Annotated in this window: 11 protein-coding genes; 6 read left to right on the top strand and 5 right to left on the bottom strand. The window is 71.9% G+C overall.

The features are described 5' to 3' along the window. Positions 1-90: 90 nt before the first annotated feature. The 4 genes from ACGF2V_RS30615 to ACGF2V_RS30600 all read right to left on the bottom strand — a co-directional run bounded on the left by ACGF2V_RS30615 (position 91) and on the right by ACGF2V_RS30600 (position 5549). Positions 91-633: a DUF4232 domain-containing protein gene (locus tag ACGF2V_RS30615; RefSeq protein WP_362630104.1), complete on the bottom strand. Its 543-nt coding sequence runs from the start codon at positions 631-633 to the stop codon at positions 91-93. 499 nt (positions 634-1132) lie between these two features. Continuing rightward, positions 1133-2323, bottom strand: coding sequence for a trypsin-like serine protease (locus ACGF2V_RS30610; protein WP_362630107.1), 1191 nt, complete (start codon positions 2321-2323; stop codon positions 1133-1135). A gap of 451 nt (positions 2324-2774) precedes the next feature. Then, the gene (locus ACGF2V_RS30605; protein WP_362711116.1) at positions 2775-4304 is read right to left on the bottom strand and encodes a hypothetical protein; all 1530 of its coding nucleotides are present in this window, start codon (positions 4302-4304) and stop codon (positions 2775-2777) included. A gap of 750 nt (positions 4305-5054) precedes the next feature. Further along, entirely contained in the window at positions 5055-5549 is a 495-nt protein-coding gene (locus tag ACGF2V_RS30600) for a hypothetical protein (protein WP_362711114.1), read from the bottom strand. Positions 5550-6245: 696 nt separating this feature from the next. On the opposite strand from ACGF2V_RS30600, the gene ACGF2V_RS30595 reads away from it, so the two are divergent. The 4 genes from ACGF2V_RS30595 to ACGF2V_RS30580 all read left to right on the top strand — a co-directional run bounded on the left by ACGF2V_RS30595 (position 6246) and on the right by ACGF2V_RS30580 (position 9621). Beyond that, positions 6246-6761: a toxin-antitoxin system HicB family antitoxin gene (locus tag ACGF2V_RS30595; RefSeq protein ID WP_362630118.1), complete on the top strand. Its 516-nt coding sequence runs from the start codon at positions 6246-6248 to the stop codon at positions 6759-6761. A gap of 95 nt (positions 6762-6856) precedes the next feature. After that, the gene (locus ACGF2V_RS30590) at positions 6857-7699 is read left to right on the top strand and encodes a DUF4097 family beta strand repeat-containing protein (protein ID WP_362630121.1); all 843 of its coding nucleotides are present in this window, start codon (positions 6857-6859) and stop codon (positions 7697-7699) included. A gap of 60 nt (positions 7700-7759) precedes the next feature. Then, positions 7760-8833, top strand: a complete 1074-nt coding sequence (locus ACGF2V_RS30585) for an ATP-binding cassette domain-containing protein (RefSeq protein WP_362711112.1) — start codon at positions 7760-7762, stop codon at positions 8831-8833. Next, positions 8830-9621, top strand: coding sequence for an ABC transporter permease (locus ACGF2V_RS30580; protein WP_362630127.1), 792 nt, complete (start codon positions 8830-8832; stop codon positions 9619-9621). Before ACGF2V_RS30585 ends, ACGF2V_RS30580 begins: the two co-directional genes overlap by 4 nt. On the opposite strand, the gene ACGF2V_RS30575 is transcribed toward ACGF2V_RS30580, so the two are convergent. After that, a complete protein-coding gene (locus ACGF2V_RS30575; RefSeq protein ID WP_362711110.1) occupies positions 9579-9830 on the bottom strand; it encodes a hypothetical protein in 252 nt (83 codons plus the stop codon). The genes ACGF2V_RS30580 and ACGF2V_RS30575 overlap by 43 nt on opposite strands. A gap of 876 nt (positions 9831-10706) precedes the next feature. Here ACGF2V_RS30575 and ACGF2V_RS30570 point away from each other — a divergent pair. Together ACGF2V_RS30570 and ACGF2V_RS30565 are read left to right on the top strand one after the other, a co-directional pair. Beyond that, entirely contained in the window at positions 10707-14900 is a 4194-nt protein-coding gene (locus ACGF2V_RS30570; RefSeq protein WP_362711108.1) for a hypothetical protein, read from the top strand. Then, positions 14897-15131: hypothetical protein (locus ACGF2V_RS30565; RefSeq protein WP_362711106.1), on the top strand; the 235-nt coding region annotated here is incomplete at its 3' end. The genes ACGF2V_RS30570 and ACGF2V_RS30565, both read left to right, overlap by 4 nt.

The following is a 15131-nucleotide window of genomic DNA, read 5'->3' as shown; positions in this document are numbered from 1 at the left end:
ACGTGCCCGCACAGCGCGGTGAAGCAGGAAGCCCCCGAAAGGGTCAGACGACCCAGGCCGGAATCCCTGGACTTTAGGCCAGGGAGCACGTCAAAGACCGACCGGGTTGAGGTAGGTGGCCGGGTGGGTGGCGCCGTCCTGCTTGAGGATCTGGCCGCCGAACGGCCACGTCAGGGTGAAGTACTCCGTCTCGTTCGGCGGGGTGACCAGGAACTTCGCCGGAACGAACTTCTCCTTCTGCGGCGTGGACCTGGCCACCGGGAGCAGGTTGATGCTGAAGTCCACCGTGTCCCCCTGCTTCAGGATCATCTTTTCGGGCTTCTTGGAGGAGCGCGCCAGCGACCAGGTGCCGTCGGTCGTCTGAGCGCCGATCATGTCGACACCGGCGAAGCCGGACAGGGTGCAGGTGCGCTTGCTCTGGTTGGTGAACCAGATGTACGCCTGGGTCTGCTTCTCGCTCTGGTCCATCTCCGGCTTCGCGTCATCCCCCATGGCGAAGCCGGCCTTCAGGTCGGCGGTGTGGCAGCGGGTCGGCTCGGCCTTGGCGGGGGCGGCCGAGGCCGGGAGGGCGGTGGCGGCAGTGCCGGCGACGACGACGGCCGCAAGGGCCGCGGCGGTCAGCTTGCTCTTCATGAAGTTTCGGGTCCCCTCGAATACGAATCGGCGCGAGGTCAGTGGGCGCCTACGCACCTGAAGATGCGCAATGCCCGGGGGAGGTTCGGTGCGCTGGAGAACCTTTTTGAGCATCGGCGGGCCGGCCCCCGGCCTCGCCAAGATGTGTGAGTCCGGGGTGACGGTATTCGTGCGGGTCCCACCCAGTGCCCGACACCCGGCACCCCGCCGACGGCCGTGTGCGTCCGGCAGGGCGCGGGCCCGCCCATACGACAGCGGACCAGGCCAGTGTCCGGGCAGGCGTTGCGCGGTCGGTGCGGGCGAAGCCGGTGCGCCGGTGGGAGTCGCCGAGCCGGGTGGCGGCGGGGCCGCGCAGGTCGTGCTGGTGGTGGGCGGTGAGGACGAGGACGCGCTCCCCGCGTTCCCAGGCGTGTCGGCTTCGGCTGGACCCGGGAGCGCATCGGGGGCACCCGGCGTACGGCGACCCGTACGCGGGCACCCCCTTCATCAGCCTCGTGACCTATGTGCGGGACCCCTGCTCGTCCCACAGCCACTTCATACCGCCGTCGAAGTGCGGACTGTCGTTGTTGTTGCTGGTGCCGTTGTGGATGTAACTGGTCACCCCGTTGATCTTCCCGAGACCGGTCACGGGGTCGTACATCCGCAACCACGGCCCCCCGCTGCCCCCTTCGTTGAATCCGGCCGCCTCCATCATGATCATGGCCGAGTTGACGGTGGAGGTCGTCGTGCGGCCGGCGAACTGGTCCTGGGTGTAGCCGGCGCCGTGGTTCAGCGGGTAGCCCACCATGAGGAGGTCCTCGTGGAACGTGTAGTTCCAGGACAGGCCGTTGCCGCCGACCGCGTCGACGACCCGCTGACCCCGCTCGTTGAGGTTCACGGTGACCAGCGCGAAGTCGTAGGGGCGGCCCCCGCCGTCGAGCCAGTAGTCGAAGGCGCGGAAGTACTTGGCGGTGAACTTTCCGTAGGGGGCCTCCTGGCCGCCGGTGTTGTAGGCGGGCATGAAGACCCAGTTCTCCATCCACACCCGGTCCGACGGGTCACCGCCGCCGTGGCCGCTGCCCCCGATGGCGACGCAGTGGCCCGCGGTCGCCACCATCATCTTCGACGGGCTGTTGATGGAGGCGCCCGAGCACTGGTACGTCTTGCCGGGGTCGCGGGGGTTGGTGTACTCGATCTTGCCCACGGTGCGGATCAGCGGGAGGCCGTCCGCCAGCTCCCTGCCGAACTCCTTCTCCACCCCCTTCACCACGGCCTTCGGCAGGCCCTTCGCCCACTGCCGCGCCGACGCGGCCGGTGCGGCGGGCGGGATGGAGCCGGGCGCGCCCGTGGGCGCCTGGGCCCGGGTGTGCGCCGATGCGGCCGTATCGGGCCTCGGCAGCCATCTGGCCTGGTCGGCGGCGGTGGCCTTCGGCAGCCGGGCCTTCGCGTGGAACTGCTCCACCTTCCGGGCCTCGGCCGGGGTGTCCACGCCGGTCGCGTGCTCGGTCGACGCGAGCCTCGCGCCTGCACCGGTGCCGGTGCTGGTGCTGGTGCTGGTGCTGACGTTCGTCCGCGCCGGGCCGTCGGGGCCCTGTGCGCAGGCGGGTACGGCCGTCAGGCCGCCGATCGCCAGGGACGCCGCCGCCAAAACTCCCAGCAGCAGCGTGCTTCTCGTACGCGAAACCGTCGGTGATTTCGTGTGCGTTGTCATGCATCCCCCTCATCGGAAGCGGGGGACGGTTCTCACCCCCGCTTCCTTGATCGTCGCCAGGCACCCGGGGCGGCGGAAGAGCGCCCGAAAAGGACACGCCGCCGCACGCCGGGTGGTGGAAGGCAGCGCGGGCGCGAGGAGCCGCACGTGATCAGCACGGATCTCCGGGCGGCCGGAACAGGCGGATGTCTCACAGAGAGAAAGGAAATGGCGCGATAAGGCCGCATGTGCCGTGCGTGTCGTACGTACGGTACGGGCCGCAGGTGCCCCGGATGCGGTGAACGCCGCGGCGGTTCCACGAGACGTCCGGGCCGCTGCCCGCCGGCCGGACCGCCTCCGGCCGGCGCCCGATCCCCTGGCGGGCCTGCGGGTGGCGGCTCGTCCGCGGGTGCTGCTGACCGATACAGCTTCGGTCCAGATCGACGGCAGCCGCCTCTGTCCGGTCGGCGCGTCAGCTGTTGTGCAGGAACTCCAGGCGCTGCCGGGCCATCAACAGGTGTCGGCGGTCGAGCGTCGGCAGGGTGCGCAGGAGGCCGATCAGCTCGGGGCCGCACTCGCGGGCCTGCCGCGGGTCGCTGATCTGCGTCCAGCAGTAGTGGGCGCTCTTCACTGCGGCGACGACCTGCGGGGCATCGGGCGACTGGTGGGCCAGGCGGGTCCGGCCCGCCGCGATCCACAAGTGGGTCGCCAGCACCCAATCGCCTTGCATCTTCGCGAGATCCGCGCGGATCTCGGTCCACTGGGCGGCCTGGGCGGAGATGACACCGTAGGTGGTCAGGGCATGCTGCTCCCACAACTGGGTCAGCTGCATCGCCTCGGGGTACCGGTGCTGCTCGGCCAGCGCGTGGATGTACGGAAGCGGGTCGGTCCCGGGATCGGGTGCGGCGGCCCGGAGCTGCGCGACCCCCTGTTGGATCGCCGGAACGGGCCGTCGTGGCGCGGGAGTCGGGGCCGTCACGGAACCCGGGTGCGGGGCCCGTACCGGGGCGGCGGCGGGTTCCGCGCACTGCCGGTGGTGGTCCACGTCGTCGTACGCGGACCGGGGTGTCGGCGGCGTCTGCGCGGCCGGCCGGACCGGGGCGGGAGGCTGGGCCTGCTGGGACACGGGCGACTGTGGTGCCGGGACCGGGCCGGGCGCAGCAGGTTGCGGCGGGGAAGTCCGGAACAGCGACGGGGAGTCGGGCTCGGGCGGAGCCGGGCGCCGGTCGATGCCGGGCATCACCTCACCCGGCTCCCTCTGCGGCCGGCCGTCCGCGAGTGGCGGCCGGATGTCCGGCCTCGGATGCTGGGGCGTGGTCTGCGGGGCGCTGATCTCCGGGATGTGCGGGAGGACCAGAGCCCCGGGCGGGAGCGCCACGGAGCCCACGGTCAGCGCGTGCAGCCGGGCGTTCGTGGGCCGGTCGGGGGTGAGACGCAACTGCTCGACGAAGCCCCGCGTGTAGGTGCTCACGCCGTTGCTGCCGGCGTAGCCGGGAGGGGCGATCACCCCGTACACCTCCGTGGCCGGGGGCGTGGCGAGCGCGCCGGGCTCCTGCAGGTGTGGCCATGCGTGCTTGTCGGCGGCGAGGTCGACCAGCACGGTCGTCAGTCCTGCGGGGCGGTGGCGCAGCTCGGTCCCCAGCCACTCCCAGGGCAGCGCGGTGTAGCGGATGGTGGACGCCGTGGTGTGCGTCAGCGCGAGGTAGAGCTGGTGGTCCCGGCGGGCGAGGGTGAGGCGGCCGGAGAGGTAGACGAGCAGCGGGCCCGGGGTGGCCGCGGCGGTGCGCAGCTTCATCAGCAGGGCCTGCTGGTCCTTGACGCCGTCGAGGTACGTGGTGTCGGCGGGCGCGTTGCCCGCGAGCAGCACGGGTACGGGCACCATCGACAGGGCCGCGAGGTTGGCGCTGGGCTCGACCTGCACGGCGCGCCGTCGTATGGCGGTGTCGCCCGCGATGAGGAGTACGTGCCCTCGCTGTCCCGGTCCCGCCGCGTTCGTTTGCATGTACAGCACCGTACTCATCAACAACGTGAATTCCGGCCGGGTTTGCCCGTCGCAAGCGGGCCGGCCTGCTCAAAAATCTGCGGGCCGCCGACGCGGACCGGGGAGACGTGCGCAGCGGCCTGCCCTTTGTCGAGGAAGCGGCCGCGCATGGCGGACGCGTGCCCCGGGCGGACACCCGCGCGTTCGCGGGGCTCGACCGGCTGCCGCTCGGGGCGGCCATCGGCCATCGGGAATGCGGCCGAGCGGCTGCTCCGAGGCCACGCTGCCGGCCGGCGCCGGCGTACGGACTGGGCGACGAAGTCCGCCGCGGTCGGCTCGGCGCGGCCGGGCCGGAATCCCAGCGGTGACCGCTGCGTCGGCCCGGTCCGCAGGACCGCACGCATGCGCTATAGTTGATCTTGGCAGCGCGCCGCAACTCACGGCGACTGACCATGCGTTGGTGGTCCAAGGAAAGACACCCCGCTTCCTGCGGGGAGATGCAGGTGCAAGGCCTGCCCAGCGCTCTTTCACGGAGCCCTTCCCCTCAGGGGAAGGGCTCCGTGGTGCTCCCCGCCGCTGATCGTCGCGCCCGCGACGGCGACCTCGACGGTGGTTTCCCGCGGCGTGGGCGTTGGCGATCAGGTGGCTCATGATGCGCTCGAGTCTGCGGGGCCGCCACTCGTGATGTCGTGTCGTCGCTCAGACCGGCTGACCATCAGGCCGGTCACGGCATCACGAGTTCGACCTCAGTAGGCACGCGCCTTGGGGCCCTCAGCACATCTTCCCGATCTCCCATGCGCGGGCCCGCTCTCCGGCGTTGTCTGGGCGAATTCGCTCGGCCAGGCAGTGCCGATGGGAGACGATGGTGTGGCTTCCTGGACCGTCGTTGCTCCGCGAGTCCAGGACGAGAGCGTCTCCACCTGGGCTCAACGTGAGCCGTTCTCCACAGAAGTCGCAGCGTGAGGTCAGTGACTCCAGGTCGGCAGGCCGGATGCTGAGCCGCACCGATACCGGCGGATGCCAGCGCTGGATCCGCTCGATCACCGCATCGATCTGCGAGCCGATGGGTGGAAAGAGCGCGAGTAGTTCGTCATGGCTGCTCACGCTCCGGGAGTAGTGCTGGATCATGTCGATAGAGGCCGACAGCCCGGCGTTCTCGTGACCGACGATCTCAACGATCACACCCCATGGGTGATGGCTCAGGACCCTGGCCTGGATCTTCTGGCCAGGCATGAGCGCCAGGCTCTCCGTCTCGAACCTTTCCATGAACCGCTTCCCCGTCCTTCAGCCCCCGCGGGCCGCGCGGCCGTTGGCACTCATCGGCGTGTCTCGTCGATGTCGGAGTCCATCGCCGCGCTCCGGGCCCGCAAGGCGTCATCGTATGGGTGGCGGTCGAACTGGAACGGGCCGAACGTCGTGCAGTCGCGTGTCGTGCGGTGGGGTTGCTCGACGAATTCCCGGACCACGAGGCCGGATGTCACGAGGGTGCGGCCCACGGGGCACTCACGTCGGTCGACGGTGTCGACCACGACCAGGCCACGGTCGATGCTCCCAGGGAGCGCCTTCGTCCGGGGCGGGTCCGGGGCCGGCGCGTTTGGCCACGACCTCGCACAGCCCCGGGCTGGGCGGGGCGGGGCCCGACGTGCCGACACGGGTGGGCTCGGCCCGGCGGCGGACCGCGGGGCGGGGGCAGGTCACCTTCTTGCGGCATCAGGTGGCATCACATGGCACCGAGGGGCGCCACATGGCGTCATCTGACACGATCCGGCGCCAGATGGTGTCAACATGGCGCCACCCGGGGCCATTCCGCGCCCCCCGAAGCACATGCGCAGACGCGGCGGCGCCATGCCCCAGACCGCCACCCCAATGTTTCCGCAGGTCAGGGCGACCACCCTTGAGTCGCCCCCGTCGAGGCGCCATGCACCCTTGCGCATGGTGCCATTGTGATGCCATCATGGCGCCATGGACCTCACCCCGTATGTCGACACCCTCCGCCGCGAACTCGCGGTGGCCGCCGAGGCCGGCGGCGACGAAGCCCGCGAGCTGGCCGAGCGGCTCACCGCTCCCCTGGAGTCGGCGACCCGACTGACCATGCTCCACGTGCTCTCCGCCGCGATGGACGAGATCACCCGCGAACTCGCCCCCGGCTCGGTCGACGTGCGGCTGCGCGGCCTCGACCCCGACTTCGTGGTGACACCGCCGCCCGCCGACGGCGGTGCCCCCGCGGAGCCGGCCGCGTCCGTCGAACCGCTCGGAGCCCCGGCCGCGGCCGACGACGAGGGCGGCACCGCCCGCGTCAACCTGCGCCTGCCGGCCCACCTCAAGGCCCGCGCCGAGGAGGCCGCGACCCGCGAGGGCCTGTCGGTCAACGCGTGGCTGGTGCGCGCCGTGTCGGCCGCGGTCGACGGCGGCGCCCGGGCGCGTACGACGGAGAAGACCCGGACCATCGGACAGAGCTTCACGGGCTGGGTGCGCTGACCGCGCCCCGCCTGCATCACTTCACCCGCACCACTTCACCGACACCACGTCCCACCAGCGGGGACGTCCTGAAGACCCAAGAGGACGGGACAACCATGCCTTCTTTCGACACTCCCGAACCGATCTCGGCCACGGCGCACGTGGAGGCCGGTTCCATCCAGTTCACCGCGGGCGACCGCCTCGACACCGTCGTCGAGGTACGACCCCGCGACCCGAAGAAGGACCAGGACGTGCGGACGGCCGACCAGACCGAGGTCACGTACGCGAGCGGCGTACTGACCGTCAGGACGCCCAAGCCCCATCTGTTCGGCCGCACCGGCACCGTCGACGTGACGGTCGAACTGCCCACGGGCTCGCACATCGACATGACCGGCGCCTGGGCCCAGGTGCTCGGCGAGGGCCGGCTCGGCGAGGTCCGTGTGAAGACCTCGTCCGGCGACGTCCGCCTCGATGCGACCGGACCGCTGAAGCTGGCCGCGGCCCACGGCTCGATCACGGTGGACCGGGTCGAGGGCATGGCCGAGATCACCACCAGCTCCGGCAGCCTGCGCGTCGGCCTCGTCGACGGCCCCGCCGTCCTGAAGAACTCGCACGGCACCACGACCGTCGGCGCCGCGACCGGGAAGCTGCGGGTGAGCGGCGCCAACGGCGACATCGAGATCCGGCGCGCCGAGGACTCGGTCGCCGCCACCACCGCCCACGGCACCCTGCGCGTGGGCGAAGTGGCCTGCGGAACCGTCCAGTTGGAGACCTCGTACGGCTCCATCGAGGTCGGCGTCCGCGAAGGCACCGCCGCCTGGCTCGACGTCAGCTCGGGCTCGGGACAGGTACGCAACACGCTCACCACGTCCGAGACCCCGGAGAGGACCGAGGACACCGTCGAGGTCCGCGCCCGCACCCGGCACGGCAACATCGACATCCGCCGCGCCAAGACCTGAGCGCCGCATCGTCAACCGGCCCCGTCCCCTGCCCGCTTCAGCCTTCGAATGGAGAGCCTCATGGCGTCTTCTGTCATGTCCATGCCCACGCCCAGGCGCGACGGTCAGCCGTCGCCGGCCGCCATCTGCGCTGTCGGTCTGCGCAAGTCGTACGGCGACAAGACCGTCCTCCACGGCATCGATCTGCACATCCCGGCCGGATCCGTGTTCGCGCTGCTCGGCCCGAACGGCGCCGGCAAGACCACCGCCGTGAAGATCCTGTCCACGCTCCTCACCGCCGACGGCGGGCAGGCCCGGGTCGCGGGCCACGACCTCGCCACCTCCCCGGACGAGGTGCGCTCCGCGATCGGCGTCACCGGGCAGTTCTCCGCCGTCGACGGGCTGATCACCGGCGAGGAGAACATGCTTCTCATGGCGGACCTCCACCACCTGTCCAAGCGTGAGGGGCGGCGCGTCGCCGCCGGGCTGCTGGAGCGGTTCGACCTCGTCGACGCCGCGAAGAAGCCGGCCCAGAGCTACTCCGGCGGCATGAGGCGCCGCCTCGACATCGCCATGACCCTCGTCGGCAACCCGCGCATCATCTTCCTCGACGAGCCCACCACCGGCCTCGACCCTCGCAGCCGCCACCGCATGTGGCAGATCATCCGCGAGCTGGTCACGGACGGCGTCACCGTCCTCCTCACCACCCAGTACCTGGAGGAGGCCGACGAACTCGCCGACCGCATCGCGGTGCTGAACAACGGCAGGATCGCTGCCGAGGGCACCGCCGACGAACTCAAGCGCCTCGCCCCCGGCGGACACGTCCGGCTCCGCTTCTCCGACCCGTCCACGTACCGGAGCGCCGCCATCGCCCTGCGCGACGCCACCCGGGACGACGAGGCGCTGGCGCTCCAGATCCCCAGCGACGGCAGCCAGCGCGAGCTGCGCTCCATCCTCGACTGGCTGGACTCCGCCGGCATCGAGGCGGACGAGCTGACCGTGCACACCCCCGACCTCGACGACGTGTTCTTCGCCCTGACCGGCTCCACCGTGCCGAGCCGGCCCGACCAGCCCAACCGGCCCGGCCGGCCCGACCAGCCCAACCGGCCCAACCGGCCCGACCAGCCCAACCAGCCCCAGGAGGACGTCCGATGAGCTCCCTCACCCTCGCCGTACGCGACTCGTCCACGATGCTGCGCCGCAACCTGCTGCACGCGCGGCGCTACCCGTCGATGACGCTGAATCTGCTGCTCACACCGGTCATGCTGCTGCTGCTCTTCGTCTACGTCTTCGGCGACGTGATGAGCGCCGGTATCGGGGACGGCGGCGGCGACCGCTCCGCATACCTCGCGTATCTCGTCCCGGGCATCCTGATGCTGACCATCGGCGGCACCACGATCGGCAGCGCGGTGTCCGTCGCCACGGACATGACCGAAGGCATCATCGCCCGCTTCCGTACGATGGCGATCCACCGCGGGTCGGTCCTCATCGGGCACGTCATCGGCAGCGTCATGCAGTGCGTGATGAGCGTGGCGCTCGTCGGGGCCGTCGCCGTGGCCATCGGGTTTCGGGCCACGAACGCCACCGCCTCGGAGTGGATCCTGGCGATCGGTCTGCTGGCGCTCGTCTCCCTGGCCCTCACCTGGATCGCGGTCGGAATGGGCCTGTCCAGCCCGAACGCCGAAGCGGCCAGCAACAACGCCCTGCCTCTGATGATCCTGCCGCTCCTCTCCAGCGCCTTCGTCCCCGTCGACGCGATGCCGAACTGGTTCCGGCCGATCGCCGAGTACCAGCCGTTCACCCCGGCCATCGAGACCCTGCGCGGGCTGCTGCTCGGCACCGAGATCGGCCACAACGGGTGGCTGGCCGTCGCCTGGTGCCTCGGGCTGGCCGTACTCGGCTACGTCTGGTCCACATCGTTGTTCAACCGCGACCCGAAGTAGGGCGGCAGCTCACGGGCCTCGACCAACAGCCCGTCCCACTCCGGGGCGGCGTACCCCGACACCCCGTCGGCGTACGCCGCCCCGCCCACGTACCCCGACGCCTGCCAGTCCCCCGACCATCGACAACCGACGCGCCCGCACGCGGCGGAGGCCGCCCAGTGCGGGATCCGGCAGGCGCGTGAGATGTGTTCGCGCAGTTCGCCGTGCACCTCGTCGGTCAGGCGCAGTGCACCGCGGTGGACGTCGGCCTCTCGGCGGACGCCCGTTTGCCTGGAGCGGCCGGTCAGCCGGAAGCGACGCGGCCGGCACGCCCACGTGCGGACCGCGGCGTCTCCCCCTGCTGCTCCTCGCGCCCCGCACCGCCGGCCGCGCTCCTCGATTCCGCGCTCTGCGCGCGCTGCGCAATCTCCGCGGGCTGCGCGGGCTGCGCGATCGCTCGGGCGGGGCCGTTCGGGAGGGCGAGCGTGCCCGGGATGCTGCCCCATCGGCCCTCACGCGCACGCATCCGCTGTCGCACCCTCGACCGGAACGGCTCCTGACTCCCGCCGATAGGACGACCGGCCGTGCACGCCCACGAACGCGCACCCGAGCGTGGCGAGACCGAACCTCCTCGTCCCAGGTCCGACCGACAAGAAGCCCCCGACGCCCGGCAGTTCCCGGGACGTGGCAGTGGCCCGCTGAGCACACGCGCCGTACAGCGGTTGCAGCGCGGTGCGGGCAACGCCGCCGTGTCGCGGATGCTCTCCGCTCAACGGCGGTCCGCCGTGGCGGCGAACAGCCGGCAGGCGGGTCCGGGCGGCGGACCGTCGGCCCAGGCCGACGTAGCGGCCCCGCTGGGCGCACCGGAGGTGGTGGCCCCGGGCCCGGTGCCGTACGGGCCACACCCGCACGAACGCATCGGCCCGCCAGGCGTCGCCGTGGAGGACGCCGGGCCCGGCGCGAGCGACGGTCAGCCACCACGGCCTCCCGGGTCCCCTCCCGTTCCTCCCGGGCCACCGTCCATCAGACCGGCGAAGCGGGAGGAAGGCCCCGGGCGGCCGGACCGCACCGCCGGTCCCACCGCCCTCGCCCCGCTGCCCGAGCGCGTGCCCGATGGCGCAGCCGCCGCTGCCCGCGCCACCGCGGACGCACGCCAGGGGGAGCTGCGGGCGGCTCGTACCGGCGGGCGACCGGCCGCGCCCCTGCTCAAGGAGCGACGTCAAGACCGCGACCCCGGCCCGGAGAGAGGCGAGGACGATGTCCGGGACCAGGACCGGACGCGGCCGGAGGCCGACGGCGCGGAGCCCGGCGGCCGATCCGCCGCCGGTCCACCGGACGGACCCGGCACGGAGCAGGCGGCCCCGGGGGCGGACCGACGAGGCGACGGCTCGTCGGTCCGCTTCGTGGAGCTGGACGTGGAGCGTCTGCTGCCGCCGTTGTGGGGCCAGTCGCCGGAGCAGCACCAGGACGAGGTCCGGGGCGTCAGGCAGGGCCTCGCCGAGGACCGGGCCGTGGCGAAGGAGAGGCTGGCCGCGTTCACGGCCGGCCGCCGCGCCCAGTCCATGCAACTCGCTTCCCTCGTGCCTCAGCTGACCCAGCAGGTGAACAACGCGAAGGCAGCGGCGCTGGGACGGATCGGCTCCGCCGAGACCTCCGGTGCGGCGGCGGTGCGGGCGGCGGTGAGCAGCGCCCGTTCCGCTGTCCGCGCGCGGGCGCGGGCGGCCCGGGCCCAGGTGGAGTCCGGGTACGCGGCGGCGGTCGGGGCGATGGGAACGGCTGCCGCCGGGGCGCGTACCGGCATGGAGTCCGGCGCCAGAGCCGCCGACCAGGCCGTCACCACCAAGCAGAACGGGCAGCTCACCGCGCTGGGCGAGCTGTACACCCGTACCGAACAGCGCATCAGGGACGCCGCCGGCGCCGCGGGCGGCCGGGCGGTCGGCGAGGCCGCCAAGCGGGCCGAGCAGTACCGCGCCAAGATGATCCACCGCGACGACAACTGGTGGGACGGCCCGCTCACCGACAACCGGTGCAAGGCGCAGGCGAACGCGGCCAAGGCCGTCGGTGACGCCTACAAGGCCGAGCTGCCCAAGGCGGCCGATGAACCCGTCGGCGATCTGATGGCCGGCAAGCCGCAGTCCGAGCAGTCCGTCCGCCAGATCGCCGACGACGTACGCCGGACCCTTACCACCGTGCTGGACCAGAGCGGGACGGCGCTCAAGGGGGCACACGACCAGTCGGTGCGAGGCGCCGCCGAGGCGAGGACGGCCGCGCTGGCGGCCATCGACAAGGCCCTCGGCGCGGCGGAGTCGAGCCTGGTGCGGCTCCGGTCCGCGCGGCTCGCGGCGATCCGCGCCCAGGCCGCACAGCAGCGGCAGGCCGTCGCACGGAGTGCCGTCGGTGCCGTCGCGGCGATCGGCGAGCGCGCGACGACGGCCCGGACCGGACTCGACCGCGGCCTGGGCGAGTTCATCCGGATTCTCGGCGAGGACGAAGTACCGGACCCCGAGCAACTGGAGGAGGTGTTACGGGAGACCGGCGCCCGCTTCGACGCGCAACTTGCGGGCGTGGCCCAGGAGTTACGGACCCGGGCAACTCAGGCCGAAGCGTCTCTCGCGGCTGCGGCACAGCACACCACCGGGACACTGGCGGCCGCCGCCGCCAAAGCCGGGGGCCTTGCGCGGCAGACGGCCGCCTCCTCCGGACAGGCCCTCACCACCACCGCCACCCGGACCGTCCAGGGCTTGCAGCAAGTGCAGCAGGGCTTCGCGCAGAACGCCCGCCAGTTGCAGACCGGGCACGGCGAAGCCGACCAGCAGACCCTCCAGGGGCTCGACGCGGCGTACACCGAGCTGGCCGCCCAGTTCGCCAAGGGCTCGGACGGGCAGGTGGCCGCCATCGCCCAAGCCTTCGACAAGGCGGCGACGGTGGACATCCACCCGAAGATCGACGAGGAGGCGAAGAAGGCCCGCGACAAGGTGAAACCGCGCTGGAAGTCGGTGCTCACCATCCTGATCGTCATCGTCGTCGTGATCGCGCTGACGATCGCGCTGGGGCCGCTGGTCATCGGGGCCGTCACCGCCGGGGCCGCCGCACTGGGCGCGGGCGCCGCGGCAGCCGCGATCGGGACGATCGTCGGCGGAGCCATCGTGGGCGCGGCGGCGGGCGCCGTCGGCCAGGTGGTGAGCAATGCCCTGAACGGCCAGCCGCTGCTGGACGGCGTGCTCAAGGCCGCCGTCTTCGGGGCGATCGGCGGGGCGATCGGCGGCGGGGTGTCCGCCTCCGTCGCCAAGACCGCGTTGAGCACCGGCGTCCGGGTCGGCATCGAGATGGCGTCCGAAGTGGTCGTCGAGTTGGGCCTGGGCGCCGCGAACGCCGCGATCAGCGGTCAGCAGTACACCTGGCAGGACGCACTGCTGGGGGTGGCCACCACGGTGGCGGTCACCGGGGTGATGGCCAACCCGCGGGTGCAGGCGATGACCCAACGGGTCCAGGTGAACATCGCCGCCGGCCTCGGCAGACTCGGCATCCAGGTGCCCTCGACGGCCGGCACCGTCGACGCCCCGGACGCGCCCCGGACCCCGGACACCACTCGCACCGAGGTCACCGTCCCCGACGCCCCGTCCGCCCCCCGTCCCGGCATCTCGGGACCGGGCCCCGACGGCGGCGCTCCCGGCGGCACGCCGAACGGCGAACGACCACCCGGCCGCGGCCCCGACGGCGCCACTTCCTGGGACACCTCCGACATCGACCCCACCGGCGGCGCGGGCAGCGCCGACGGACCGGTACGCCCGTCGGACCAGGGTCGCATCGAGGCAGAACTCCGCGTGGCGCTCGGCGCGTTGGGCGACCGGGTCGACGTCACGATCGACCCGGACCTGCCCGGCCGCACCGTGCGCGTCCATTACGACCTCGGCGAAGACGGCCTCATCGGCAACATCCGCATGCGCGCAGGCCCATCCGCCACCCCCGCCGACATCCGGCTGCACGCCCCCACCGCGCAGACCATGCTGCGCTATGGCGGCCTCACCGGCCGGGTCCGGCAGATCCTGCGGCAGCTCGGTGAATGGGTCGGCCTCCACGGCTCGCCCCCGGTCGGCTCCCGGGCCTGGGAAGCCCGACTCGAACTGGAGAAGCTGCCCCGGATCATCGCCGACCGGGCCCGCGCCTGCGCCGACGCCGATCCGGCCCTGCGCGCCCAGCTCGAAGCCGAGCTCACCTCCCTCGCCTCCCAGGTCGAGGCGCACGCCAACACCCTCAGGGAATGGAACACCGACCCCGGCCGCGGCTACGTCGCCGCCGAACCGAGGGAGGAGCTGACCGCCGCCGTCAACAGGCTGCCGGACGAGGTCAGGGCCGCACTTCTGACAGACGGACGTTACTTCCGGCTCTCGCCCAGCGGCAGCGTCCTGGAGCTCAGGGTCACCAGTGACAGGTCGGTGCTGAAACGCTGGGACCTGTCCAAGGACCCGCCCGCCGAACTGCCGGAGGGGACGCGGGTGGAACCGAAGCGGTTCTCCGAGGGCCTCACCAGGGAGGAGGCGTTCGACCAGCTCGGCGGCAACGATCCTGCCCGGGAGTTCGGGGCGTTCATTAAACTCCTGGAGGACCACGGCCTGATTCCCGACAAGGAGACGTTCATCCGGGGCATGCAGGAACCGGGTGGCCTCACCCACCGGACGGTGCGGAGCAACGCCAAGGACGGCTACGTCCAGCAGCTGGCCGAGAAACTGACCCACGCCGAACTCCTGACGGCGAGCAAGACGCTCGGCAGTGGGGACCAGGGGAGCCTGGGTGAGGCATGGTACGCACATCACTACGCACAGAATGCGACACCACAGGTGACCGTCACCCCGAAACAAGCCGAGGACTCGGGTTTCACGATCAGCACCGAGCGCAGAATCGACCTCCTCGACGGAAACACCATCCGTGAGATCAAGAACATCACCCTCAAGGACGAGACGAAATACAGGAAACAGCTCCAGGACCTCGTCAACATGATCGGCCGCGACATACCCGTCGGCGACGGGCACAGGAGCGTCGACGGCGTCGTGTACAGCATTCTGGATCCCATAGGTTTCCGGACGAACGCGGACTGGCTCCTTTCGTTCCTCGCGGCGAACGAGGGGCTCAATCTTCGGCTCGAGGTGTTCAACGCGAGCGGGCAGCGGGCAGTGATCCACGCGGGATCGGGGCTTGACTTCTCCCTGGGCTTGGGCGGCTTGAGCCCGGACGGATGCGGCGGCAAGCCACTGGACGCATGGCTCGGTGACCGGACGGCACCGGACGGAGGCACGGGATGACGTTGAAGGACCTGGGGCTGGCGCTGGCGGGCGCCGATCCCACCGGGTTGGCACACATGCTGCGCGAGCAGTGGTTCCAGGGCGAGACACCGCAAAGAGTGCTGGTGGACGATCACGCGGTCGCTCCGTCCGGGGCCTGGCTGGACCGGTATGCGCACGCCTCCCGCTCGGTGGCCGCGTTCTTCGGTCCCGGCCCCGCCCGCAGCCTGGTCCTCCACCAGGGCAGACTCG

Source organism: Streptomyces sp. NPDC047982 (assembly GCF_043204165.1).
Classification (GTDB): Bacteria; Actinomycetota; Actinomycetes; order Streptomycetales; family Streptomycetaceae; genus Streptomyces.
Note: the sequence above shows the minus strand (reverse complement) of the source record. Positions and strands in the feature narration are given on the sequence as shown.